The sequence below is a fragment of the Bdellovibrionales bacterium genome, assembly GCA_016716765.1.
Classification (GTDB): domain Bacteria; phylum Bdellovibrionota; class Bdellovibrionia; order Bdellovibrionales; family UBA1609; genus JADJVA01.
Map to the genome: position 1 here is coordinate 350,398 of JADJVA010000025.1, position 25,073 is coordinate 375,470.

26 protein-coding genes are annotated in these 25,073 nt (G+C 44.4%); 8 read left to right on the top strand and 18 right to left on the bottom strand.

What is annotated here, in order from left to right; genetic code table 11:
- Positions 1–133: 133 nt before the first annotated feature.
- A complete protein-coding gene (locus tag IPL83_18035; GenBank protein ID MBK9041020.1) occupies positions 134–5,320 on the bottom strand; it encodes a hypothetical protein in 5,187 nt (1,728 codons plus the stop codon).
- A 164-nt stretch (positions 5,321–5,484) separates the two neighbouring features.
- Positions 5,485–6,183, bottom strand: a complete 699-nt coding sequence (locus IPL83_18040; protein MBK9041021.1) for a hypothetical protein — start codon at positions 6,181–6,183, stop codon at positions 5,485–5,487.
- A 151-nt stretch (positions 6,184–6,334) separates the two neighbouring features.
- On the opposite strand from IPL83_18040, the gene IPL83_18045 reads away from it, so the two are divergent.
- Together IPL83_18045 and IPL83_18050 are read left to right on the top strand one after the other, a co-directional pair.
- Positions 6,335–6,712: a two pore domain potassium channel family protein gene (locus IPL83_18045; GenBank protein ID MBK9041022.1), complete on the top strand. Its 378-nt coding sequence runs from the start codon at positions 6,335–6,337 to the stop codon at positions 6,710–6,712.
- Between the two features lie 20 nt (positions 6,713–6,732).
- Positions 6,733–7,122 carry a hypothetical protein gene (locus IPL83_18050; GenBank protein MBK9041023.1) on the top strand — a complete coding sequence of 130 codons (390 nt, stop codon included), beginning with the start codon at positions 6,733–6,735 and terminating at the stop codon, positions 7,120–7,122.
- Positions 7,123–7,132: 10 nt separating this feature from the next.
- On the opposite strand, the gene IPL83_18055 is transcribed toward IPL83_18050, so the two are convergent.
- Both IPL83_18055 and IPL83_18060 read right to left on the bottom strand, forming a co-directional pair.
- Entirely contained in the window at positions 7,133–7,405 is a 273-nt protein-coding gene (locus IPL83_18055) for a response regulator (GenBank protein ID MBK9041024.1), read from the bottom strand.
- Positions 7,406–7,580: 175 nt separating this feature from the next.
- Positions 7,581–7,925: a hypothetical protein gene (locus tag IPL83_18060; GenBank protein MBK9041025.1), complete on the bottom strand. Its 345-nt coding sequence runs from the start codon at positions 7,923–7,925 to the stop codon at positions 7,581–7,583.
- 389 nt (positions 7,926–8,314) lie between these two features.
- On the opposite strand from IPL83_18060, the gene IPL83_18065 reads away from it, so the two are divergent.
- Together IPL83_18065 and IPL83_18070 are read left to right on the top strand one after the other, a co-directional pair.
- Positions 8,315–9,307 carry a hypothetical protein gene (locus tag IPL83_18065; GenBank protein ID MBK9041026.1) on the top strand — a complete coding sequence of 331 codons (993 nt, stop codon included), beginning with the start codon at positions 8,315–8,317 and terminating at the stop codon, positions 9,305–9,307.
- Between the two features lie 94 nt (positions 9,308–9,401).
- Positions 9,402–9,923, top strand: coding sequence for a DUF1499 domain-containing protein (locus IPL83_18070; GenBank protein ID MBK9041027.1), 522 nt, complete (start codon positions 9,402–9,404; stop codon positions 9,921–9,923).
- 80 nt (positions 9,924–10,003) lie between these two features.
- Here the strand turns inward: IPL83_18070 and IPL83_18075 are convergent, their stop codons facing one another.
- From IPL83_18075 to IPL83_18120, 10 genes are all read right to left on the bottom strand, one after another.
- Positions 10,004–11,197: a hypothetical protein gene (locus IPL83_18075; GenBank protein MBK9041028.1), complete on the bottom strand. Its 1,194-nt coding sequence runs from the start codon at positions 11,195–11,197 to the stop codon at positions 10,004–10,006.
- 162 nt (positions 11,198–11,359) lie between these two features.
- Entirely contained in the window at positions 11,360–12,097 is a 738-nt protein-coding gene (locus tag IPL83_18080; GenBank protein ID MBK9041029.1) for a queuosine precursor transporter, read from the bottom strand.
- A 15-nt stretch (positions 12,098–12,112) separates the two neighbouring features.
- Positions 12,113–13,063, bottom strand: a complete 951-nt coding sequence (locus IPL83_18085) for a heme A synthase (GenBank protein MBK9041030.1) — start codon at positions 13,061–13,063, stop codon at positions 12,113–12,115.
- Complete coding sequence (locus tag IPL83_18090; protein ID MBK9041031.1) at positions 13,060–13,944, bottom strand: protoheme IX farnesyltransferase; 885 nt, start codon at positions 13,942–13,944, stop codon at positions 13,060–13,062. The genes IPL83_18085 and IPL83_18090 overlap by 4 nt, the downstream gene beginning before the upstream one ends.
- Positions 13,945–14,006: 62 nt before the next feature.
- Positions 14,007–14,339: a cytochrome C oxidase subunit IV family protein gene (locus IPL83_18095; GenBank protein ID MBK9041032.1), complete on the bottom strand. Its 333-nt coding sequence runs from the start codon at positions 14,337–14,339 to the stop codon at positions 14,007–14,009.
- Positions 14,340–14,349: 10 nt separating this feature from the next.
- Positions 14,350–15,003, bottom strand: a complete 654-nt coding sequence (locus tag IPL83_18100) for a cytochrome c oxidase subunit 3 family protein (GenBank protein ID MBK9041033.1) — start codon at positions 15,001–15,003, stop codon at positions 14,350–14,352.
- Positions 14,990–16,585: a cytochrome c oxidase subunit I gene (ctaD, locus tag IPL83_18105; GenBank protein ID MBK9041034.1), complete on the bottom strand. Its 1,596-nt coding sequence runs from the start codon at positions 16,583–16,585 to the stop codon at positions 14,990–14,992. The genes IPL83_18100 and ctaD overlap by 14 nt, the downstream gene beginning before the upstream one ends.
- A 10-nt stretch (positions 16,586–16,595) precedes the next feature.
- Entirely contained in the window at positions 16,596–17,534 is a 939-nt protein-coding gene (coxB, locus tag IPL83_18110) for a cytochrome c oxidase subunit II (protein MBK9041035.1), read from the bottom strand.
- Between the two features lies 1 nt (position 17,535).
- Entirely contained in the window at positions 17,536–18,360 is an 825-nt protein-coding gene (locus tag IPL83_18115) for an SCO family protein (GenBank protein MBK9041036.1), read from the bottom strand.
- 2 nt (positions 18,361–18,362) lie between these two features.
- Entirely contained in the window at positions 18,363–18,875 is a 513-nt protein-coding gene (locus IPL83_18120; GenBank protein ID MBK9041037.1) for a cytochrome c, read from the bottom strand.
- Positions 18,876–19,094: 219 nt separating this feature from the next.
- On the opposite strand from IPL83_18120, the gene IPL83_18125 reads away from it, so the two are divergent.
- From IPL83_18125 to IPL83_18135, 3 genes are read left to right on the top strand one after another with little or no spacing between them, the layout of a single operon-like run.
- Positions 19,095–19,781 carry a CsgG/HfaB family protein gene (locus IPL83_18125; protein ID MBK9041038.1) on the top strand — a complete coding sequence of 229 codons (687 nt, stop codon included), beginning with the start codon at positions 19,095–19,097 and terminating at the stop codon, positions 19,779–19,781.
- Positions 19,782–19,786: 5 nt separating this feature from the next.
- Positions 19,787–20,179 (top strand): DUF4810 domain-containing protein, encoded by a 393-nt coding sequence (locus IPL83_18130; GenBank protein MBK9041039.1) that lies wholly within the window; start codon positions 19,787–19,789, stop codon positions 20,177–20,179.
- Positions 20,180–20,191: 12 nt separating this feature from the next.
- The gene (locus IPL83_18135) at positions 20,192–20,875 is read left to right on the top strand and encodes a DUF799 family lipoprotein (GenBank protein MBK9041040.1); all 684 of its coding nucleotides are present in this window, start codon (positions 20,192–20,194) and stop codon (positions 20,873–20,875) included.
- A gap of 62 nt (positions 20,876–20,937) precedes the next feature.
- Here the strand turns inward: IPL83_18135 and IPL83_18140 are convergent, their stop codons facing one another.
- Positions 20,938–22,077 carry a hypothetical protein gene (locus IPL83_18140; protein ID MBK9041041.1) on the bottom strand — a complete coding sequence of 380 codons (1,140 nt, stop codon included), beginning with the start codon at positions 22,075–22,077 and terminating at the stop codon, positions 20,938–20,940.
- A gap of 89 nt (positions 22,078–22,166) precedes the next feature.
- The gene (locus IPL83_18145) at positions 22,167–23,354 is read right to left on the bottom strand and encodes an aldo/keto reductase (protein ID MBK9041042.1); all 1,188 of its coding nucleotides are present in this window, start codon (positions 23,352–23,354) and stop codon (positions 22,167–22,169) included.
- 89 nt (positions 23,355–23,443) lie between these two features.
- Between IPL83_18145 and IPL83_18150 the strand changes: the two genes are divergently transcribed.
- Positions 23,444–24,052 (top strand): hypothetical protein, encoded by a 609-nt coding sequence (locus IPL83_18150; protein ID MBK9041043.1) that lies wholly within the window; start codon positions 23,444–23,446, stop codon positions 24,050–24,052.
- A gap of 16 nt (positions 24,053–24,068) precedes the next feature.
- Here IPL83_18150 and IPL83_18155 read toward each other — a convergent pair whose 3' ends face one another.
- Positions 24,069–24,464, bottom strand: a complete 396-nt coding sequence (locus IPL83_18155; protein MBK9041044.1) for a hypothetical protein — start codon at positions 24,462–24,464, stop codon at positions 24,069–24,071.
- 164 nt (positions 24,465–24,628) lie between these two features.
- Positions 24,629–25,045: a hypothetical protein gene (locus IPL83_18160; protein MBK9041045.1), complete on the bottom strand. Its 417-nt coding sequence runs from the start codon at positions 25,043–25,045 to the stop codon at positions 24,629–24,631.
- Positions 25,046–25,073 lie beyond the last annotated feature (28 nt).

Genomic DNA, 25,073 nt, shown 5'->3' on the forward strand with positions numbered 1-25,073 from the left:
TGCAGTGCTCACAAAGGGAGCGCTGCTGCCGGACGCATGTTTGAAGATCCTGGACTCCTGGGATTTGGTTCAGCCAGGAACCCTTAGAGTTTGGAACAACAATCAAGCAGGCCAGTCTATAAGAGTTAAATGCTTAGCGCGTGCCCCTAATTTTCAGGCGATTTCCCTCTGAATAGGCCGCAAACTCAGGCGCATACATTGGCTGAACCGTCGCAGGGCTTACTTTAAACTCGCCGGCTGTTGCCGCGCGAAGGCGGTATTTGAAGTTATATTCACCCTGTGGGAGTTGTTCAAAAAAGAAATTCGTAACATTGTCTCGAATCTCTTCGTACCAGTAAATTCCCAAATCCCATTTGTGTTTCGAGGTTGTGTCAGTGGGTTCAAATCCAGCACCACGAGGATCTCGTAAGTGTACGTAACCGACTGGATGTTTTGATTTCAAAGAAATATGAACTTCAATTTCGTCTCCAATGGCAATTTGCGTGCCCTCTTCTATTGGCCTCAGAGCGACTTCTTTCTTCGATTTGTCTCGCAGAAAGAATTTTCGGTTTAGATTCAAGAAATCACCATTAGCTTTTTTGGGGAGCTCCTCTGTCGAAAATTGCCAATTGGCCGATGCAAACATTAGTCCGGGAGTCGATTTTTGAATAGTGATTGGCATAAGATTCGAATTCACCTTTTCGCCTTCATAGACAAGTTGATTTGCCTTTCCCAAATATTTGTCGGGTGAAAATTCCATTTTGATAGCTTTTTCGTTTCCAACCTTAACTGTTACAGCCTCTCTCTGACCCATTTGATTGGTTTTTGTGAGATAGTGAGCAAGTGAGTAAAGGACTTCAGAGGTCGCACGTGTTGAATGCCAATGATTGAGCTTTTTGTTCAAGAAAAGCCATTGCACAAGCCCATCACGCTTGCTGTCCTCAGAATCCAACTCCATGAGAGTTCTCAAAGCAAAGGCATGGGTTTCAATGGTGTCATTGTACCAAAGCCAACTGCGATCCTCACGTGCCCAGTGCGTTCCCTCGTCGGCACTGTACTTAGCAGAATCCATAACACTGTCCCAAACTAGCTTGGCATCCCGTGTACGGTTTGCCCTTTGGAGGGTCAGAGCCAAATAGCCCTTCAGATAAGGAGAATGAAGCTTCCAGTTTTTGAAGCTAAAATCCAGCATTGTTTTTCGTTCTGCCGCAGTAAAAATGCTCGTCCCCCAGTTGTTATTGGGATAATTGGACAATATATAATTTAAAAATGTAATCGTTTCCCAACAGCCATTGTGTGACATACATTTGTGAACAATTTCATCAAGGTAATGTTTGTGCAAATAGGCCCAGGCCTTTTCGGTTATGGCTTTGGGACCTTCAACTCCGAACTCCATTGCTTTTGAAAGGCCATAGACAACGTAGAGCGTGATGTAAGGAGAGGGAGGTCCGCCGGGAAACCAGGGAAATCCTCCAAGTGTGGTTTGCCATTTCTCAAGCTTCTGGAGAGCCAACTTGCGACTCTGATCGGCGATCCGGGAGTCGAGAATATTGACCAAATTATCTACTGGATTCGCTCCTCCCTTTGCTTCGTTAAGCCAAGGAGTCTCTTCGAGTGACATGCGGCGGTTTGGATCAGCAGCACTGAAATCCTCAAATTGAGTTTTCCGAGCAGACATTTGTTTGGCCATCTTTGCGACTGAGGGATACTTGTTGAAAAGAGAGCTCATGATTCCAGCTGAGACGAACTGATTCAATGTTTGTTCGATACACTCGTAAGGAGAATTCATCAAATAGGGAAGAGATGAGAGCACGGAATAGAACAACTGCGCATCAATTTGTACAGTCATCTTTTCATTGATGAGCGTATTATCCTTTTTGGCCAAGAGATCCTTAAATTCAAGATTGTGAGGTTCCTGGTTTTTCAGCGTGATAAATTTGGACTGGGCTAAGTGAAAGCGACCAGGCAAGATAGGCAGACTTCGAAGCTCACCGTCGGATTGACCTTTGGATTGAGCTGTTGCTTTGACGTAAAGATTTCCAAGACCCGGGGGCACAATCAAACTGATCGTATGAGTAAATGACTTCTTGGCTGGAATTGCAAAGGGGACGGCTGTCAGTTCAGATTTTTTGACCTTGTAACGTCCTGAGGCATCTGACTTTTGATCGTCTTCCAGGAGTCCAATATCGAGTTGCCCTGCAGTTTCTTTATCTGAAGTGTTGTTTACTACAAATCGCAAACTGGCATTGTCACCTTCGCGTAAAAAGCGCGGCAGATAGGGGCGAACCATGAGCTCTTTCGTAGTTTCTAATTGTTTGCTTGCACTCAATCCCATTAAATCCTGGGTGATTCCTTGAAGCCACAAAGTCCACGAAGTGACTGAGTCAGGCACTTGAAATTTAATTTCGATCATTCCATTTTCGTCGTTTTTCAAGTTTGGTTGAAAAAAGGCAGTCTCTGAGAAGTTGCTACGAATCTCGTTGGGCTGCTGGACGGACTTGACGGTGGAGTCCTGCTGCTTAGGAAGTTGAGGGACTGATGCAGTGGACTCAGCGGGGATTTCGGTTCTAATGGATTCTGACTTATTGGCGAAAGGCGTAGCGGAGCTGCCCTGTGGGCTTGCCCCATCGGCTGCAGGTACCGCTCCAGGTGTCATCATCTCTGACTCTGCTAATAGCATGTTGCCCCCACCTCGTCGGCCGGGGCCCCCAATCGCATAGTTTTGCATGAAAATCACATGATCCCTCTGCAATTGCGAAAATTCAGTGGGAAAATAATTACTCGATTCAAAATAGGCATTTTGTCCATTTCCTAGAGCGATATCGGGGGGATTGCTTACGAAGCGAGTCGGATAAATGGAGAGGAAGCTGTTTGAAAAATGAGGGCTTAGTTGATCGAGGCTCCGATCGTACATGTAGGCCAGAAGCTGAACTGAAGCGGTCTTCACCTTTTCCTTCTTAGGGCCGCTGAGCTTAAGGGACCAGGTTTCACTTTGACCTGGCCTGAGTTTGTCTCGAAATCGAGAGTATTCCAGACTTATCTCTTTGTTGTCCCAAGGGACAAAAATATTTTGAGACATAGTTAAGCTCTGATAGTCATTGATGAGTCGCAGAACAAATCCCACTCCACCACGGTGTTCTTCAGTCACCTTCCAACTCATGAGGAGATTGTCCTTGGTTGAATTGAGTCGTCGAGTTTCTGTGACAACTCCATCTTGAAACGCATCGAGTATAAGTGTTTGATTCTTAAGACCTGTCGGAGCCCAGATCGAGACTTCCTCTCCGACTTTAGCTTCTGTTCTATTTATTAGCAGGAGGCCTGGCAGCGCCGGACGATAAGAACTGTCGGCGACTAAAAACTCGGTTTGCGCCGTTAAGCTTGTGCCGTAAGAGTCCTTGGTTTCATAAATGAGACGATAGGCTCCACCCTTTAATGACGGAAGCAGAATAGTTGATGCACCCAAGCTGTCTGTTGTAACCAAGGCCGTCTTGACGATATCCTTCTGCGGCCAATCACGAACGACCAGCGCCCAATTGTAGGTCGGTGACCATCGAGACTGTTTGTCGTCGTCAGGTAAAGAGAGGCCAGGTGGTTTCAGTTTTTTTATATATGAAGGAGCAGGCAGCTCAGCTGGCATGACAGTCGATTTTGGCTCCGACAAAAGTACTAATCTCCAATTGCCAGTTCCGGGTGCTGGGTCTCCAGACAAAAAAGTACGACGAAGCTTGATTTCAGCTTCTTTGCCAGCAAGGACAAATTGCCCTTTGAGATCGAGATGGGCTTCGATGGTCTGCAATCCCAGAGTTATTGAGTTCTCACTGGTGCGAGTTTCTCCACCGTCGTCAATCACTTCGGCCCTTATGGCATAGGTGTATTTTATATCGCTTGCACCAGCCTTGAGCCTTTTATCTGCACTTGGAAAGAAGCCAATTTTGTATGTGCCATCGGAATGAACGCTTGTTTCTCCAGTTGAAATGACTTGAGATCTTTGAAAGCCTCCAAAATCCCAATAGTCAAAAAAACACCACCAGGGGAAAACAATCTTGCGCTCGACAGTGTAACGAACCTTTCCTGAAGTTAAGGGGGATCCAAAATAATATTTTGCTTCACCGATGATTTCAGCGTTGTGATTGAGGCGCAGTGGCGTCGTTTGAGGTTTCCAGGAGAGTTCAAAATTTGGTCGTTTGTATTCTTCGACTTGGACAAAATGACTGTCACTGCCCGTATGGATGCTCCACCTCCCGAGAGCCCTTCCGGTAGGGATTTCGAATTGGCCCCAAGCTGATCCAAATTCGTCGGTCATGACTTTTTGAGTGCTCACGACTTGTCCGTTGAGGTCGTGAAGGGACACGTTTTGCTGAGTTTTGGAGAGAGTCTTAAACTTGCCGGGAGCTTTGAGGGAAGCGTAAAAAACGGCCTTCCACATGATCTGTTGTTGTGGTCGATAAATGGACCTATCTGTATAAATCATGCTTCGAGCAGGAGCAGGTTTGTCATCAATTGGCGGGCTGTAAGATGAAAATTCCTGAAAGGTCATTTGACCCTTTTTACTAGCAAAAGCAACAAACTGACCAGAAGAGTTGGGCGTCTGCGTTCCTTTGAAAGTTGATTTTCCGAGCGAGTCAGTTATTAGTCTTTTAACCAGTTCCGAAGGTTTGGTGTATTGGAATCTAAGAACTTCAATGTCAGCCCCTTTTACGGGTGTGCCCGTGGCTCCGTTGTAAACTTCGAAGTCAACTGCTCCATTTTTGGATTGATTGGCAAGTACCAGATCACCAAAAATCATCATGCTCCCGCGCACAATATTCGAACTCTTCTCCAGCGTAGGACTCATAGAGACGGCCACAATATAAAATCCGGGTTTGTGGTCCGGTGGCGTGACAAAGGCTTTGTGCTGACGGAAATCTGTCGTGCTCGGAATATCAACGGACCATGTTTTGGTAGGTGTCTTCGTTCGAAGGACTTCGAGTTCCCGGTAGTCAGGATAGTGGTTGTAGTCCTTGTTCGCTATCATGAAATTTTTGATATCATAGCGAAAAGAAAAGAAGTGCAATCGAGTCAAATTTTTATAGCGGACATCAATGGATCTCCGCCCTGGGCCATCGACACGCATGGCATTCATTTCCAGGCTGGGGCTCTTGATTCTGTTTATAATATCTCGGCAGAGTTTTGCACCCTCTGAGGTGGGAAACTTCTTCGCTCCCATTTCAGCAATTTCCTTTGCCTTTACGAGAGCATAGGGATCGTCAAATTGTTCCCAAAACTCAGCGAGACGTCCGGCTCCCATAGAATACCAAGGTGTACTCTGATTTGTTGCAAGCAGGGTATCGAGGTGCTTCATGATGGCAGTCTTATCCTCCGACTCCGGAAACCTGGAGTGCAGTATCTTGAGGAGTTCGATTTGGGCATCAAGCGCCGCACCCGCATTTTTTTGACTCAGATGCCAACTTTTGAGGTCGTGGAGGATAAAGGCAATCTTTTGTAGAGGATGAATCTTCGAACTTGTTAATGAAAGCCCTTCAGAAATTTTCCCGACATCAGGTCAGGCAATTTGAGACGGTAGATTTCATTGGATTGCTCAGGTGTCCAACCGGCGGAGTCGTTTAGAATCTCGACAAACAGATGAGTCAGAGTGTCCCGAAAAGTATCACGGATTCCAGGTGGGTAGGTATTGGCCGCGATGTAGTCATTTAGCTGCGTTTTAGGAAGAGCACCCAACTCCTTGCGATCAGCCCAAGCAGAATTCAGGCCTTGAATGGCCTCAAAATATATTTCTTCAATCGTCCAGGATTTGAGGTCCTTCGCGGCCGCAGTTTGAATTTTCGTGCGCTGTCGGATTTCCCAGGAGTAGGCCTGCGCGTAGTACTGGAGCGAGTAGGCATTGAAAACATTGAGAAGTACCAAAGCTCTGGGGTCCTTAGGCCATGGCTTAGACCTAAAGTTTTTGATTGCGGTCTCATAATCGTGCAAACCAGTTTCAAGTTGTACGAGCTTTGTGAGAATGCGCGCCTGATCGAGGGGCTCTTTGACTTGTTGCCCTTCGCTCTTTAAAACATCAAGAGCGGCCTGAAATTTCTGCTCACTGATCAGTTGATCAATTTTTTTGATCAGACTCTGATAGTTGGTTCTACCCAGAGCTGGGGCTCCACTAAAAAGGGAAATAAAAACAGCGAGTAAGATGAGATTTGAGAAATAATTATTCATTCCAAAATCCTCCCCTTTGATCACACAAAAATCAACTTCGATTCAATGTCTCACGCAGACAGATACGATCTGTTTTCAAATTCAGGAGATTATTGGCGAAATGCACGACCTCAGACTTGCCAAACCCAGCTCACTCCAATAGTTTATTTAGATGCTCCATAGACATCACAAGTTAATGTGGAATTTCAGCAAATCCTTTGTTCTGAGTTTGGGAAGGCCTGTCTTTATCTATCTGTCTAGTCTTTCGATAACACTTCAAATTGGCTTTGCGGCTATTTTTTATTTTATCGAAGTGGACGAGAATCCAGGCATTTTAACATTTTTTGATTCGTTCTATTATACGGTGACTGTCATGACGGGTGTGGGCTTGGGAGACATCGCTTCAGTAACAACCGCAGGCCGAGCTGTTTCTATATTTATGATGTTAACAGGAACAGTTATTTTCGTTTGCTTTACGGGGGTTCTTGCGGCCTCTATTTTGCAAATTGAATCCGAGCATATCCGCAAAAACGGTCCGACGCCGAAGTAAGCCTGAGCGTTGAGGCTTTGGTGATTGAAGGAGTAGGATTGGCCAAGCATTTTGAAACAGAATGGTTTTTTGAATCTTTCGCTTCGGACCTGACTTTCATCAAAAAGCGGATGTTTGGGAGCCTGGCAGCTTATTTAGATGGGAAGATTGTCGCTGTTCTTTCGGAGAACCACACGGATGAAGTCTGGAACGGAATTCTTCTCCCAACTGAGCTTCAGTCTCATACTGATTTGCTGAACCAGTATCCCTTTCTCGAGAGTCATAAGATTCTAAAGAAATGGCTTTTTTTGCCCGCGACCGATTCTCACTTTGAAGAACTTGCTCTGCGTTTGGCGGCGAGAATTGCAGCAAGAGATCCCTTGTTTGGGGTTGTGCCAAAGGAGAAGAAGGCAAAAAAACAGATAAGGTAGCAGATGCGGTTTAGGAGTCTATCTTAAGCAAATCTGTTAAATTCTGTAAAACGTGGACTAAGGCATCAGTTTTACTCAACACCAGATGGGCCCCGCGCGCCATGATATCGTCAGCAGTGATCGTGCTTCCGCCAAGGCCTGAGAATAGAACAATCACTGGTAAATCGGGGCGCGCACTTTTTACGCGTTCAAGCAATTGAACCCCATTTAACTTGGGCATATTCGTATCATTGATAACGGCCGCTGGCTGATTTCCACCATATCCAGAATTGTCTCTGGCCATTTGAGTGGAATGACTTCTAAATCCAAATTGGACTCAAAGTAGTCCCTCCACATTTCTAAAATACGTTCTTCGTCGTCCACTACCAATATTCGCTGTCTCACGGTGACCTCCGATATTCACCATGCCTAAATCTGTGTCAGTCTTCGACCGAAGTACGTAATTAGGATGCCTGATTTCAAAAACCTGGACTTTTTCGGGGTCCTTCAGATTGGTGGAGCCTTTTGTAAGCCGAGGGAGTCATTCCTGTCCTTTTCTTGAAGTAATCATTAAAGACAGATTTTGAATTAAACCCTGAGTCAATAAGTTGATAGAGAGCAAAAATCGCTATGGGGAAGACAATGGCAACCCGGATCATATTCATAGGATGGAAGGCGAGTCCATAAGCTAATTCATTTTCATCAAAAAAAATATGAGACATCAAATACCAAAGACAAGCACCGATAAAACCAATGCCTAATACGCGATCGCTTGTTTTGCCTTCGTGGGGTACCGGAGATAAGCTTTCAAAAAAATGAATCAAAAAATAAATTGATATAAGCTGGAGCGGGAGCACGAGGCCATTTAAGAGCGGCCAACTTCCCTTAATCCCTGTCCATCGAGCTACATACAGAAATTGAGTAGAAAGATTTGAAATAAGTACCCAATAAGTGTGCCTTGAAACTTCTTGAGGGTCGGCAATAAAAACAACGACAAAATGAAGGTCAAGGTCATCGCGAGATGGACGTAAAACAATGAAAGCATAGATTAGAACTGCCCCTGACCTTTCAATTTAGTCAAAGGTAAAGCCCTCACAGATAGGTTCATGGGATTAGGCCCTTCTAACCAACATCACGGCGGGCCAGCGTTGATGTAGATGAAGATGGTTGCAAATAGACCTACGTAGGCCTAAAATTCAAATTCGGGGGTATTGTGGCTTTATTTATTTCGGCTATTTTTTTCACGTTGGTTGTAGAATCTAAAAATGCTTTTGGAGGGAATACTGATCAATTGAAGATTGTAAAGCCCACCGAAGGACTTCGTGTTTCACCCGGACAAAACGTTAGTATTGTCATTCAGCCGGCGAATAATGTAAATCTTAAGGAAATGATGGTTGTCAGTCTTGGTGAAATTCTTCAGATAACGGGCCCGCCTTGGGAATCTTCATTTCATGTACCCCCTACTGCTAACGGGACACTAAGCTTGACCGTAGTTGGAAAAGATCACAATGGAAAGATCTATGATTCCGAAGTAAGACTAACGGTCATTCAGAACTCATCATTACTCAGATTGGAAAGTGAAACAGACAGACTTTATTTTGAGCATCTTGATCCTGATATTTTTATGTATATCACCGTCAAGGGGGTATATCGAGATGGTATTCGCCGCGACCTTAACAAACTTGATTCAGGGACGGTTTTTACCAGCAGTGATCCGGATATTGCGGTAGTCAAACCCGATGGAAGGGTGATTCCCAAATCTAATGGAAAAACGAAGATCACTGTGCGAAATGGTGAGGCCATGATGTCAGTTCCAGTTGAAGTGTTAACTTCCATCGACTCTGAAATTAATCAAATCTCAACTCAGAATTCCGTTCCTAGGAACGGAATTCTGTCTTCGATTGTTAATGTGCATAACAAAGATGCTCAGAGGGCCATAGATTTGAGAGTCGTGATTGAATTCCCTATAAATCTGGCTTTATTAGAAGCAAAGGGAGAAGGATGGTCTTGCTCCAACGTGAGTAAAAATCACCTTGAATGCCAACGAGGGAATCTCAATGGAGGGTTGAGATCGGCTATTTATCTCAAATATAAGTCTGAGTCCCTCTGCAAAAATATCGAAATAGTGGCTAGTTTGCAGGCCGAAAATCAGGAAGAAAATGTTGATGACAATCTCAGTGTGCTGAGACTTCCCTGTAGCAGGTAGTTCATTTAGAAATATCGATTGACCTGAACAAAGAAATTTTGTTTAAGTACACCTCTGGTGTATATTTTAAAATATCAAGCAAGTCGAGTTAGGGATGACTCAAGTTTTATATGCGCCTGTCTCAGCTCAATTTATTTCCCATTGTTTGGCGGGGGTCACAGTGACACTTTTCTTCTCACCTATCAACGACATCACCACCGATCCGATTTCTCCTCCTCGCTATGAATATCTATCAACTGAGTTTCCAAAATTGAACTGGGCCTATCGACCGGAAAACCGCTCGATCCAAAAATCCAAATATCCAGAAATAATACCTTTGAGCATTGAGAACCACTTGCCGCCAGAGGTCTTTGCGGCGGTTTCCCAAATTGCGAACTCTCAGAGTGATTGGGTCGTCGTAAATATCAATTCCAGCGAGAAACGACTGGAGGCAACTGTGACCACGCTTCTTTTGCGATTCAAGGATGACTTAGTAATAGAAATCAGACCAGCACCACCCGGTGGGTCTGAGGTTCACATGCGTTCTAAATCCCGCGTTGGGCGTTCAGATTTTGGAGCGAACTCTAAACGTATAAGGGATTTTTTTTCCTTGATTAGGAAGTATTTTAAGATCTAGGGCGGAGCATACGCCCTCATGTGCTCTTGTGAAAAGCTGAATTGTCAGCTAGCTAGGTCTAGTCTGGAAAAATGTAGACTCTATTTAGGAATTCCAAGAATTTGTGTTGCCAAATTATAGTGAAGTTGGAAGAAAAGTGTTAAGAACTCCTGAGCAAATCCTGTGGCTATCGCTCGTGCCTTATCTGGGTGGTCTGCTATCTGCTGTTGGATTTCCATTGGCAAATGAGTCAGCATATCATCTTTGTTTAAGAGCCGTTGAACTATTCTGAAGGAGGTATCATATTCAATGGATTCGTATTTCCTGTGAAGAGATACGGTCACTTTTCCATCATCACTAAAGGCAAAAGAAAAGTTTTCATGTTGAAAAAAATGATCGCGATAAAATTTCCGTAGTCTTTCTTTGGAAATCTCTTCAGTGAGAATCGTATTTGCAATTTCAGATCCCCATTCTGCGCTCCCATGAGATTCATGAAAATAAATGAAATAACCAAAATCAAAAAGCAATTTTTCCTTTTCCGAAAGTGCAGAAAAGAGATCATCATAACGAAGCTGCTCATAGAAAATTTTGGCAAAATTGCGGGGAGATTTTCCATCTCGTTGTGTGAATGAGTCCACAAGGATCTCGTTGGATCGAGCGTGATAAAGATCATGAATGGGAAAAAGCCACGGAGCCATGACTCTCCCATCGACCTTCACATCTTGATCTATAAGGCCGACTGGGTAGATTCGTTGAGAAAAAAGGCGATTGATGGCTCTAAGACCAAGGTTTTCCCAAGTCAAAAGAAAGGTGGCTCCTGAGGAGTGAGCGAGTTGAATCATCTCGATCAAATTCGGAGAGAGGAAGCCGCGGCTGTCCCGCTCGACTAGCGAGACATTGTCACCATTAAGAGCTTCACTGATTCCTGTAGTGATATCATATATTGGAAATCGATCGTCCCCGTCATAGAGGCTTTTTCTGCCTCTAGAAATTCTCTTAAGAATTGTCCAAAGTGATGGAAGCGCCCTACGAAAGCGTGGGTCCGTTTGGTAAGCGCGCCAGATAGACTGTCGCATTTTCCTGTTCATTTCGTATTGTGGAAGTTCATTTAACGCGGCAGTTGCTAGATCATTGCTCTCCAGGAAGGCCCTCGATGGAGTCAGTTGGTCAGGAACATAAGCACCGAGATTGGAGAAGTCTTTCCGAAGGACCTGGTCACAAGGAGAACCTTGGGAAATGACCGAAGTTGCAAAAATCAAGAAGCAAGACAAACAGAGATTTAAAAAATATTTCATGGAGCTATGTTCCCAGCAAAACACATGCCATTAGACTCGGTTCTTGTGTGAAGGATTGATTGATGTAAGTAGGAGTTCATCAAGAAAAATAGGGAAAAAATGACAGGGGTGTCAGCGAGCGGTTTAAGATCTAGGGAAATACCCATCCTTTGCGCCTGAATTCTAGGGCGAATTGTGCGGTGATGAACCAAGAAGTGAGTTCGCAGCTGCCGTCTCAATGAGTTGTGAAGATTCTGAATGTCCAAGATAACGATCAATAGTATTGTGCAATAGATAAATAAAAGGCGTCAAACCGATGGCAATGAGAAGTTTGTAAGAATAGTTAGTCGCGACGATGCGAAAAAAATCATTGGTTTCTATTTTTCCCGGAAGCCAAAAAGCGATCCCAATAATAACAAAACTGTCGACAAACTGAGAGATCACAGTAGATCCAGTTGCTCGCAGCCAGAGCATTTTGCCATCTGTTTTTTGGCGAAAAAACCAAAACACGCTGACATCTATCAGTTGTGAAATGGCAAAAGCCACCAGGCTTCCAACAATGATCCAAAGGGACTGTCCAAATACTTTCTGAAAGGCCTCATCCTGAACTGGTGAAAAAGAGGCAGCAGGAATTTGAATGGCAAGGAACAAAATAACAAACGCATAGGAAATCAAAAGAATTGTCATCAAAGTCAGACGTCGAACCCCATCTCGTCCAAAGTACTCATTGATAAGGTCTGTCGAGAGAAATACAATTGGCCACAATATGACGCCGATACTGGCTGCGGGCTGGCCAATCAGCGGAAGATCCAAAGGAAAAAGAATCAGCTTAACTCCTATGACTTCTGCTAAAATAGCATTTGTGATGAAAAATCCAGTCAAAACAAGAAAAACAATGTCACGGCGTGATTCAATTTTCATAAATTCTCGTATTCTTCAGGGCAATTTCGAAAGACGCTGAGATTCAAAAACAATCCTGAGTCCGAATGCAAAAATAAGCGCAGCAAAGACAAGGTGTGCCACGGTGATGAGGGGCGGAATCCCCAATTTCACATTGGAAATTCCCACAAGCAGTTGTGCGAGGATGAGACCATTCATCCATCTTCCCGTGACCAACAGCGACCTAGGCACCTTCATTTTTGAGACCAAATAATAGGCTCCAAAAATTGCAAAAATGGAAATGTAGGCCCCTAGCCGGTGGATAACCTGTAATCCCACGAGGCCCCCAAAGCTGGGAAACCATTTTCCTTGGCAAGTTGGCCAATCGGGACAGGCCAATCCAGCATAATTGGAAGAGACAAGACCTCCCAACAAAATCTGTACATACACAATTGCGGAAACAAGGAGATAAAGAAAATTCACCCGACCCAATCCTTTGAGATTTATTTCGGGTTTATAACTGCCTTTGGACTCTTCGTGGTGAATGGACAAATAGATCCAAACCAAGCACCCAAAAAAGGCGATTCCCAAGCCCAAATGGGCTGTGACAGTTCCAAAATGCAAGAGTTTAAGGACAGTGAGGCCACCCATGACAATTTGAACGCCAAGAATCACTAAGGTGAGTTTGCTCAAATTTCGTATATGAGACGGTATAGCAGGGTTGAGATGCATGGCGATGCTAAGTGCCAATGTCATTAGAGCAATTAAGCCAGCAAGGACGCGATGTATGAATTCAAAATAAACTTGTACGTCAAAGTCAGGTATGAATTGGCCAAAACAGAGCGGCCAATCAGGACAGGCAAGGCCCGCGTCCATGGCGCGCGTGGCTCCACCCAATGCAATCAAAGTCAAAATCAAAATGCAAAGAGCAAAGGTCCCTTTTCGAAGCATCAAGAGGGAGGGAGAAGAAAGTGGACCGGCCCAGGTGAAGAGAGCTTGTCGGATCATAGGTTCCTCATTTCAAGAAAAATTTCCAACCACCTATCTAGGATGGGAACAAATAAAAAAGCCAACATACTAAAGTTGGTCCATAGAAAAAAGGAGAGCCATCCCGTTTTTCCCTTTGAACGAAAGAATCTCACAAATTCGAAAAGAACCTTGATTGAGAATGGAATGACGACCAGGAGATAGAGCCAACTCGAATCTATGATCCACGGAGAGATCACTGCGAGTGCAACATAAACGAGCATGTATATTCCAATGAAATAGAGAGTGCGAGAGTCGTCCATTGCAACAGGCAAAGTTGGGACATTTCCCCTTCGATAATCTTCTTTGTATTTTAAAGCAAGCGCCCAAAAATGTGGCATTTGCCACATAAACATAACGAGAAATGCGTAGACACATTCCCGAGTAAAGATTTGAGTGCTATTGGCGGAGTATCCAATCACCACAGGCATAGCGCCCGGAATGGCGCCCGGAATGGCAGCAAATATCCAGCGAGGTTTCCAGATCATAGTGTACAGTCCATTGTAACTAAAAATAGTCAGCAATCCCAGAAGAGCTGAAAGAGGTTGTATCCAAAACAAAACAAGACTGCCACAGCTCATCAAAGACAAAGAAACAATAAGACCTTGCTGGGGGCTCAATTCGCCAGTAGCAATCGGTCGTGCTTGAGTTCTATGCATCAGCCTGTCCAATTGATATTCCTGAACCTGGTTGAGGGCAAAACTACCTGCACTGATCAACGTGACTCCAAAAATGAGGCCCAAAAAATGGGTCCATTCAAAACTGTATTCGATTCGAAAACTAAGCCAATAGCCGGCCACTGCAGTAAGTACTACAAATGGGATCAAATTAAATTTCACTAGGCGCTTTAAAAAAATAAGCACAGGAGCCTCACCTGACTGCTCCAAAATCGGAGTTTCGAACCATTCGGAATTGGAAGCTGAGTCTACTTAGGTGACTGGTCTAAACGAGTCAAGATATCAAAAATTGAAAAGCCATACAATACGACCAAAAAGAAAATACCCGAACCAAAAATGAGTTTGTTCATTTTTCCATCATATTTTAAGCCCATAAAAAACAAGACGACCAAGGTGGCCTTTGTGCTTGCGACGGCCATCGCAAGGATGATGTTAAGTTTACCGAAATGAACGGCCTCACCCATAACAGTTGGGGAGATGAGTACAGTCAGCAAAGTTAAAATCATGAGCGCTGCAAAGGTCTTAAAATAAACCTGACTGGGAATGATGTGGTGTGTAGTGTCGTGGTTTCCGTGTTCCATGCCGTCTCCCTTAAGTCAGATAAAATAGCGGAAAAAGAAAAATCCATATCAAATCAATAATGTGCCAAAAAAGGCCTACGCCCTCCACGGGTGTAAAGTATTTGGGTCCAAACTCGTCCTTTGCGATAGCTCGATAAAGGATCCAACTGATCAACCCCATGCCAATTAAAACGTGTGCTCCGTGGAGACCCGTCATGGTGTAATACAAGCCAAAGTAGATTTTGATATGTTCAATATTGGCCATTTCTGGATTCGTGAAGAATTTCGCTGGTGCCAGACCCAAATGCAATTTGTGAGAATACTCAAAGTATTTCACCACCATGAAGACGGCCCCACACAAGACGGTAACGGCGAGACTTATGATCGCCTTCTGGCGATCACCCTTTTGGAAATAGTGAATGCCCAATGCCATTGTGAGGGAGCTAAAAATGAGCACAACAGTATTCAAGGCCCCCATTCGCCAATCCACCGTTGTGGCTCCCTTAAGGAAGACCTCAGGGTAAAGCCCCCGGAAAATTGTGAGAGCAACAAAGAGCCCACCAAACATGAGAATTTCGGTGGCGAGAAACAACCAAACTCCTTCTTTAGAAGCAATAAACTCCTTTTCAGGCGATTCGAAGTGATGTGCGTGATGATGCTCAGATGCCGTCTTAGCGATACTCATAAGGACCTGCCGTAATGACTGGAATTTTATTGAAGTTGTCATGAATTGGGGGTGAAGCAATCGTCCATTCCAGAGTTTTACCCCCCCAGGGGTTTGCTGTGGCCTTTCTTCCTGCAATAAGACCGTGAATAATTGTCCCTAATGCGATCAGAAAGCCAGTTGCAATTAAATAAGAGCCAACGGTTGAAATCCGATTGAGAGCTGTGAACTCAGGAAGGTAATCAAAATATCGTCGTGGCATTCCAAGACTCCCAAGAATGAATTGAGGGAAGAACGTCACGTTAAAGCCAAGAAAAATAAAAAACCAGGACAATTTTGCTGGAAATTCATTCACCATTTTCCCAAACATCTTGGGAAACCAATAATAAATCCCACCCATGAACGCCATCAGAGTCCCACCCACCATCACATAATGAAAATGAGCGACAACAAAGTAAGTGTCATGCAGATGAACATCCAGGGCAATTGTTGCCAGCATGATTCCAGTCAGACCGCCGATCAAGAAAAGAAACATAAAGCCAACGGCAAAAAGCATAGGAGCGTCCAATTTGACAGAACCCCTGTACATCGTGGCCACCCAATTGAACATCTTGATCGCTGTTGGAACGCCGACGAGCATGGTTATAAATGAAAACAAAATTCCGGCCCATTCTGACTGTCCGCTAACAAAAAGGTGGTGCCCCCATACAAAGAAACTCAGGACCGCAATCGCAAGGCTTGAATAAGCAATGGCTGTATAGCCAAAAATAGTCTTTCGGGAAAAAGTAGCAATCAATTCTGAAATGACTCCCATAGCTGGGAGAATCATGATGTAGACGGCAGGATGTGAGTAGAACCAAAAGAAGTGCTGAAATAGCACGGGGTCCCCACCCAATGTCGAATCAAAAATCCCCACTCCGAATAATCTTTCGAAGATCAACAGCAGGAGAGTGATTCCAAGTACGGGAGTCGCCAAAACCTGAAGAATGGCGGTCGAATAAAGGGCCCATACCATCAACGGCATCCGAGTCATGGTCATTCCAGGAGCTCGGAGGCGATGCACGGTAACGATGAAGTTGAGCCCAGTCAGGATCGAGGACATGCCCATCGTGAAGGCGCCGGCGACCATCAAGATGACACCACTTTTTGTTTGCAGGCTATAAGGAGTATAAAACGTCCATCCCGTATCAACTCCAGTTGTGAAGAGTGATGTCACAGAGATGAATGCGCCCAGCATGAAAACATAATAGCTGGCCAAATTGAGGCGAGGGAAAGCGACGTCCTTGGCTCCGAGCATAATAGGTAACAAGAAATTTCCCAAAAATGCGGGAATTCCAGGAATGATCACCATAAAAACCATAATGGATCCGTGATAGGTCATCACTTTGTTGTACTGATCGGGTCCCATGATTGTGGACCCCGGGGCAATCAGCTCTGTTCTGATCAAAAGCGCGTAAATTCCTCCAATGAAAAAGAAGACCAGGATGCTAAGGAAGTACATCAATCCGATCCGTTTATGGTCTAAGGTCGTCATCCACGACCAAAGGCCCTTCCCATGGTGCAGGTAGTCCTCATTGTGGGTTGCATTTGCAACATGAGCCATTGTTGTCTCCTTACTTCACTGTCTTAATAAATTCGATTAGGTCCGTTATCTCGTCATCTGTCAATTGCCCTTGGAAGGGCGGCATTTGCCCAGGAGTAAACCCTTTGACCACCTTAGCGTTAGGATTCAAAATGGATTCACGAATATAATTTTCGTCAACAAGTGCGCTACTCCCATCAGACAACAGCTCCGTTTTTCCAAAAATTTCTTTGAAGCTTGGACCAATGACAGTTTTTCCGTCAAGGCTGTGACACGCGCTGCAGGCCTTTGACTGATACAAGGCGCTTCCCCGCTGAGCCGGACTGTCGCCTGCTTTTCCCTGACCGCTGTCTGAAAGAGAGAGCCACTCGTTGAACTCATTTTGCGGCAGCACCTTCAACTTGGCTAACATATTTGAATGCTGGAGGCCACAAAACTCAGTGCAAAATATTTGAAATGTTCCGAGTTGATTGGCTTCAAACCAAAGCATTGTGTACATGCCAGGCACTGCATCCTGCTTGGTTCTGAAGGATGGAATAAATAAACTATGGATGACGTCGCCACTTGTCATCACAAGCTTGACGGGGGTGTTGATGGGAACGACCAATTCGTTCGTTGTTTTCTTTCCCGATTTGTACTGAAAATCCCAACGCCACTGCCATCCTGTGACACCAATTTCTATCGCGTTTTCTGGAACCTTCCGCTGGAGATAATAGACATAGGCACCCCAGGCGAAGACGCCCAAAAAAACCAACAAGGGGATGAAGGTCCAAAGAAACTCCAAATAGTAATTATGGCTAATGTAGGCCGTTTTGTCCGTGTCCGTTCGGCGCCGGTATTTGACAATGAAATAGAGCATTGCCACGATCAAAATCGCTCCGCCCAAAAAGCTCACTAACAATAAACTATCGTAAAGCAGGTCCCATTGACCTGCAAAGGTCGAGGCCTGCGGTGGCAAAAAGGATCTCATGTCAGCTTGCTCCTTGGTGCTTCCAGTTCTTACGCCAAGCTGGAATCAAGACTGCCGCCAAGGCAAGTATGGTCAAGATCGCAGCAACTCTCATAAAATTATATGCATAGAAAGAATATTTACCCGCAGTGGGGTCGAATTTAAAACAGAAAAGCATGACCTGTTCTGTCAGTGATCCAATCTTGCCCTTTGCGGCTTCTACCAATGACAAACGAAAAGTGTTCTCTGCAAACGCAACGCCATGAAGGTATCTCGATATTTCTCCCTGTGGTGTTACGATAATGACGGCCGAGGCGTGAGCCCACTCACCCGTAGATTTCTCAAATCGATAGCCGAAGCCAGCTTGCTCAGCCAAGCGCTGTGTATTCTCAGCGCTACCTACAAGAAAATGAAGTCCAGATTCTGCCCCGGGCTTTTTGAGCTGTTCCAGATGGCTTTGCTTTTTCTCAGCTGCCAAGTCTGCAGTTTCGTTGGGATCAATGCTGATTGTCACAACCCGAAACTCCTTACCAGGAGTCCATTTGCTCAATTTTAAAACATCGAAAAAACCATTCAAAAAGAAATTACAAAGGTTGGGGCAGCCGTAATAGACAAAATTCAACACCACTGGAATTCTTCCGTCAAAGAACTTTGAAAGAGGAACTGTGGTACCATTTTCATCTTGGAAACTCAGAGAAAGATCGAGTTGTGCACCGAGCTTTTCCTTGATTCCAATGCCTTCCGTCTGAGCGGCTTTAACATTTGCATGTTCTTTGGGCGCCTGGGCTTGGTGGTTCGCCCCTGCTGTCTGTCCAAATAAAAGAATTGAAAATATAATAACCCGCACTCTTATTTTCCCGCCTTGAAAGCATCGATTTCGCTTTGTGTGGGTAGAGTTGCGACAGCAGTTCCAGCCAAATCTCTAACATAATGAACCAAAGCCCATTGGTCTAATTCGGGAAGATCAAAAGCCACCATCGCAGACCCTGGGATTCCCTTTTTGAGGGTATTCATAATGGCAAAGGGGCTTGGCCCATTTTTCCAATTTGCAGGCGAAGTAAAGTCTCGAGGTTTTGGATTGAGACTCATCCCGCCAGGGCCGTCTCCCTTTCCCATATCACCGTGGCAAACGCTGCAATAGGTTTCATAAAGGGCTTTCCCCTTCACGATGAGCTCAGGCGTCGCCACCCAAATATTTTCGGGCACGGGAGAGGAAGTTTCCTTATTTTGAACTTTTGCAGGATCGCTACCGGGTACGTCAGGATGGGGAAGTTTTTGAATGAAAAGTATGTACACAAAAAAACCGAGGGAGACCCCAAGTCCTGCAAATAGAAAAAGGCCCCCATTTTTGTCTTCATTCATTGAAATAAAACCTCCATGCAGATCTTGCAGATATCCTGTGAGGAAATCGATAAAATAAATAAGGGGTAAAAACTAGCCCAATTCTAAAATAATGCATTTTAAAGGTCATTTATATTGTATCGCGTCATGCTTAGCCCTCATTGGGCCCTCGTTTATTGATAGTATCTTCCTCGCTGATCTGCTAAAGACACAAAGCATAAAAAGTGAAAGGAAGTTCTTATGCGTCTATTATCCATTGTTTCATCAGTTACTTTTTCAGCTATTTTTGGGGCCATTTTGATGAGTTGCGCCACAGAATCTCATCAGGCAGTAAAGGTTGAGCAATCTGGATCTGCTAACACAGCTTCTAGTTATCTGGGCGAAAAGCATCCTGTTGTAGTGGGTAAATTTGATAATCGATCAGGCTTTATGAGAGGGGTTTTCACTGATGGACCAGATCGCCTTTCAAGTCAGGCCAAAACAGTTTTGATTGCGCACCTACAACGAACTGGACGTTTTAGCGTTCTTGATCGTGACAATATGGAAGAAAATTCTGGGGAAGCAAAGCTTTCTGGAAAAAAGCAAAAAATAAAGGGAGCAGATTTTACGATCACGGGTGATGTTACGGAGTTTGGTCGTAAAGAGATCGGCGATCGCCAACTGTTTGGAATCGTAGGCAGTGGTAAAAAGCAAGCAGCATATTCGAAAATCACTTTGAATGTGGTGGATGTGGCAACTTCAGAGGTCGTGTTTTCAGCTTCCGGTTCAGGTGAATATGTTCTGAGCAACAGGGAGGTATTTGGTTTTGGCGGAACTGCTGCTTATGACTCTACCCTCAATGGAAAGGTGTTAGACCTTGCCATGCGTGAAGCTGTCGATCGTCTTGTTGAAGGTCTTGAACAGAAGAAATGGACCGTAACAAAATAGTGAAAATGCACGCACACAAGGCACACAAAGCAAACAAGGTATTTTTTCCTTTGATCTCTTTTTTTAGGGTTTCTTTGGTTTTGGTTGCATCCATTTTTGTAGGTGGATGCGCGAGCCAGTCGATCTATTACTGGGGTGATTACGAGGACCTTATCTATGCTCAATACCATGAGCCTGGAAAGGCGACACAAGAATATCAGATTGAAAAAATGCAGGCTGATATTCAAAGGGCAAAAAGCAAAAACAAACCTTTACCACCAGGATTTTACGCTCATTTGGGCTATCAATATTTACAACTTGGAAAAGCAGGTGAGGCTCGACAGTATTTTGAAACAGAAAAGGGAAATTTTCCTGAGTCTGCCGTGCTTATGGATCGGTTTTTGAAAAAATTGAAGTAGGAACCTTGTTGAATGAAGTATCAGAAGAAATTGAAAATGCTTTCTCAGACAGGATTCAATATAAAGATATTGTTGTCGGTCATTGGAAGCCTGTTTGTACTTGCTGGCTGTGCAACCCACATCCCTTACAACTATGAAAAATTTCGAGCGGCCAAGCCTCATTCGATTCTGATATTGCCTCCTACAAATCAGAGCACAGATATTCAGGGAACCTATAGTTATTTATCAACGGTTACGATGCCAGTGGCTGAAAAGGGATACTACGTTTATCCTGTTGCTGTAATCGATCAGATGATGAAGGAAAATGGCCTTCCGTCTGCCAATGAAATGCATCAGGCTTCACTGAAAAAAATTCGAGAAATTATCAATCCTGATGCCGTTCTTTACCTGAATTTAGAGCAGTACGGTACAAAGTTTGTTCTCTTGAGCAGTCAAACGACTGTGACTGTCTCGGGTAAACTCGTTTCCGCAAAGTCGGGCGAAGTTCTTTGGGAAGGTCGCGCGACTGCAACTGAGTCCTCTTCATCCGGTGGAGGAGGATTGGCTGACTTGCTAGTAAATGCGGTGGTTAATCAGGTCGTCAATTCAAGCACGGATCGTGCGCATGAGGTATCTGAACAAGCGAGCCATGTGCTTTTTTTTAGCAATAGCCAAGGACTCTTAAATGGTCCCTACAAGGCAAAAGCAACCGAATAGTTTTTATCTTTATCACCTAAGACTACCAACTAAGAACAATTTTTCGACACAAGGTTCGTCATCTATAAATTGGGGTCAAGATGAGAATCGAACTGAAACTCGAGGCTTTGAGGTGGAATTGGGTCAGGAGATCCCCACTCTATACCACCAGCCGAAGTAGAGACCTCAGCTATTTTTTTCCAGCCCTTAATAAAGGCAGTGCGCTTATAGAGCTTTACCTGAATGTTTCCGAGAAGCGCTTCGTAATCATAGAACAGGGAGCCCTGAGGAGTCTGAAAGGGCAAGAGCAAGAATTTGTCCGAAGGGGCTGAGGCTGATATTTCAATGCGTTCACCTTTATTATTCTCGGCGGTGAGCTCCCAGCGACCCCAGTGAATATCGAACTTCACCCGGTGACCATCGGTGCTGCGAAAGATGTATTCCCGCTCCTTGTGCCGAAGGCCAACGCACAAACCTGTTAGCCAATAGAAGGAATTAAAAATCTTCGGTTTTCCTCCGCCCGCCGCGAGGACCGTTCCTGGAGAGCCATCAAAATGATTAGACACCAACCACGCCCACCATTTTGGAAATGTGCGACCCCAGTTGCGATCTTGATAAGAGGGAGCGCGTTCCAAATAGATTCGTCTTTTATCGATTTCGATCCATCCGCTTGCGTAAGCGGAAGCTTGTGCGGGATACCAGTAAATTCCAGAAATGCCCGCCACCTGGAGACCCCATCCCATCGCATTAAAAGCCCAGTCCTTTTCAAATTCCAAATTCCAGCGAATTCTCCTGCCATTTTTGTCGGTAACTTCTCCCGATATGAAACGGTCGGTTGCTCTATTATTTGAGATATCAACGCGAACTTTGTCATATTGTGCTGAAAAATCAGATAAGGGAAAATTTTGTTGGTAGAAAGACATTTCTCCAAAAGACCCAAATTGAAGGAAGGAGCGACCTCCTTGCACATCCCATGGGTTTATCACCCCATACGTAAATAAAAATGCCTCACTGGTCGCCGGATCGATGACTTTATAGTACCACCACTCGTACCAGCTCCCAGTGTCAGGGCGGCGAGATCCCGATTGTGCAGAATCCCTGTTCCATTGATAGGTGTTGTATGGATCAACCTCATCAGAGGCTATATATGCTGGAGAAGCTTGATAGGGCATCACAAACAAGAGGAAGAGTAAAAGCAGGAGACAAATCCACTTCCAAAACATAGGAATATGTTAGCGCCCAAGAGTCTGATTTGCAATTGGGTTCCCTTGCGCCTTCTGGACCTTCAGTCCAATTGCTTACTTTCTACTTTCTACTTTTGAAATTCCGGAGTTTTAGAATTATCATAGAGAAAATCCAAATCATCTTGAGTCAGCAATTTAGAAAATTCCAGAGCTGAAACTGTGCGCTTCAGCTGGTCCAAAGTTCGGGGGCCGATGATCAAAAAGTCAGCTCTTTGGTGAGCGAGCACATAAGCGTTAGCCACCTGGTCTGGAGTGTAGTTTGATTTGTGTGCGAGGTTAAATCCATCAGTGAATTCAATCACCCGCCGAAACCTGGCTTCATTGGAGTCGTGAAAGAGAGAGTCGTAGACATGTCCCCAGTACCGATCACCCTGATTTTTTAAGTTTAGCGCGTGGGATTTGGCTTCTTTCCAGGTTTTTGAGAAAATTGAAAAGCCTCCTAGCGGAGAGTAGGTCATCATTTTGATTCCCTTTTGAAACTCAGGATTCATCATCTCTCGGTGATAAACCTGAACTCCGCCCGAATGGATCGTGACCGAACTCATCTCCAGTATCGAAAAATAGGGACTGCTGACAACAGGCATCACTAACTGGGGATTTTCGAGGGCTGCATGTCGAGCCTCTTCAATTCTTTCGGGCAACCAATTTGAAAGCCCCAACATCATAAATTTCTCTTTGATGTCAGGGTGACTGAGAGCCTCCAATATATTTCGTGCTGGAGTGAACTGCCGATTGATTTTGTTATAATTTGAAAAATCAAGGTCGTCTCGGTGCATAAGGTAAATGGAAATACGTCCATTTAAGCGTTGCGAGGACCCTTCAATTTCTTCTTTCACATTTGATACGATTTGGTCCCTATTTCCTTTTAGGCGGCTCTCATAACTTCCCGGCCCAATATCAAATGGAAATCCCCCTTTTGTAATAACATAAAGATCATCCCTATTTTGCGCTTTCAGCCACTGTCCAAGCTGGTCCTCAATGGAGTTAACGTAAATTGGTGCCGTATCAAACATGTTGATACCTTGAGCAACGGCCTCGTTTAACACAGCCACTGCTTGTTCATGTGGAATCTTGCCCAAATGATCCGTTCCCATAATCAAACGAGAAATTCTTAATTGGGGTCCAGTTGGATTCTCTAAGTTTACGTATTCCATCTTTGCCTGACTAGTAAATGGCAAACAGGAACTAAAAAGAAAAAAAAGAAAAATTAAATGCTTCCCATAAATCAAATCCAGTTTATAAGCTTTGTGATCCATTGTTCACCCATCCTTTGTCCAAATAATGATCTTTGAAGAATAGGTAGTCAGTATTCAAATCACTTTTGTAAATAGGAAAGGAAATATGCATGAGCAAGATACTGTTTTTTTTACCTCCCTTTGTTTTGTCTTTGTGTTGGGGGTGTGCGGTAGGGCCCTTGGTAAGCCATGAAACGGCTCGGACGGTAGGTCACTCTCATCATGAATTAATAGGTGGATACGGACAGGCGGGCTACGTTCTGAAGTGGAATTATGGATTGACGGATCGCTTGGATTGGGGACTTCAATGGGAATCGTTGAGCATTGGTATTCGCGGTAAATATGCTGTCATCAATGGCAAAAATGATGGGCTTTCACTGGCTTTGGCTTTGGGCACCGGAACTTCTTTGGGTGGAAGTCACGTCTATGGGGACATCATTGCGAGCTATCTCGCCGAGTCATGGGAGCCGTACACGACGATGAGAATTGTTCATGTAACCAACGATCCTCTGGAGCTGAGCGAAAAAGACACAGGAAAAATTTTGTTTACGGTGAGCAAAAGCGAATATATTTACGGACAATTTATTTTAGGAACCAGATATTGGTTTAACCCGCATTGGCTATTATCGTTGGAGGGAAGTTCTCTTTTTTCTCTCTCATCAGGTTTTGAAATCGAAAGAAATTTGATCTTAGGAGCTGGCTTGGGGTATCGATTTTAATACTTAAGTGAGGAATTTATTGGTGAGTGATTGAATCATTCTCCAAGCAAGTCAGGTTTCTAAGGCTGAGCCCGCCGGGTCCATCTTTCAGAACACTCAAGTCACCAGTAATCGATTGATCACTTCTGGAAATGCGAAGCCTAAAAGTTTGAGATGAGTCTTGATACAAGTTTTTATCGGCAGACTCCGTGACCTCATAAGCCGAATTAAGCTTTGCTGAGTTATCATCGTCGTCATGATTCACAATCAATGCCAATAGACGAGAGCCATTCTCGGCGGTGATACCCACTTCAACCCACTGGTCACCCTCGTCCTGCCAGCACGAGATGAGCGTTTTCTTGGTTGTTTCCTTTCTAGTTGCCTGGGCCGAGAAAATAACAGAGAAAGCCAGAAGACTCAAAAAAATGTGCACGCCAAAACCCCCCAAAATGATGTGTTGACTTGGTCAATTTGAACAAGCTTGTCAAAAAGACTAGCAAGAAAGTATCGAATGACAAAGCTCATCGAGCCAAAATCTTGTATTTGACGTTTTTACACGACTTGAAATCAAGTCACCATTTCAAATTTTTACTGTTCTCAGTGTCCCTTGTGACCACTATTTGCCGCCTCATGTTTTAGAGGCAATTGATATGAGACTTCCTGACCTTTTTGCCCATCTCGTTGGCTTAAGAGAAGAAGAGCGCCCTTTTTTGTAACATCTAAATTTTTCGGAAAGGAACAAATAAAATAAAGCTCTTCACTTGGCTCACATGTTGCTTTGACTTTCTTCTTTTCGAAGTGATTGAGTTCCAGAAGGGAATTCTTAACCAAGGGATTCTTCCAATCAATATCCAAAAGGAAAACCTTAAACTGACCGTCTCCAATTGGGAGAATTTCAGAATGAAAGGCTCCCGGCATACGAATAAACCCGCCGTGAGGTCCAGGCTGACTTTCGCCATGTCCCCACGAGCTACGAGCGCTAATAGCCATCAAGGCAAAAACAATTAATTTCATTCTTCTATCCTTCCAAGATTTCGCCCCG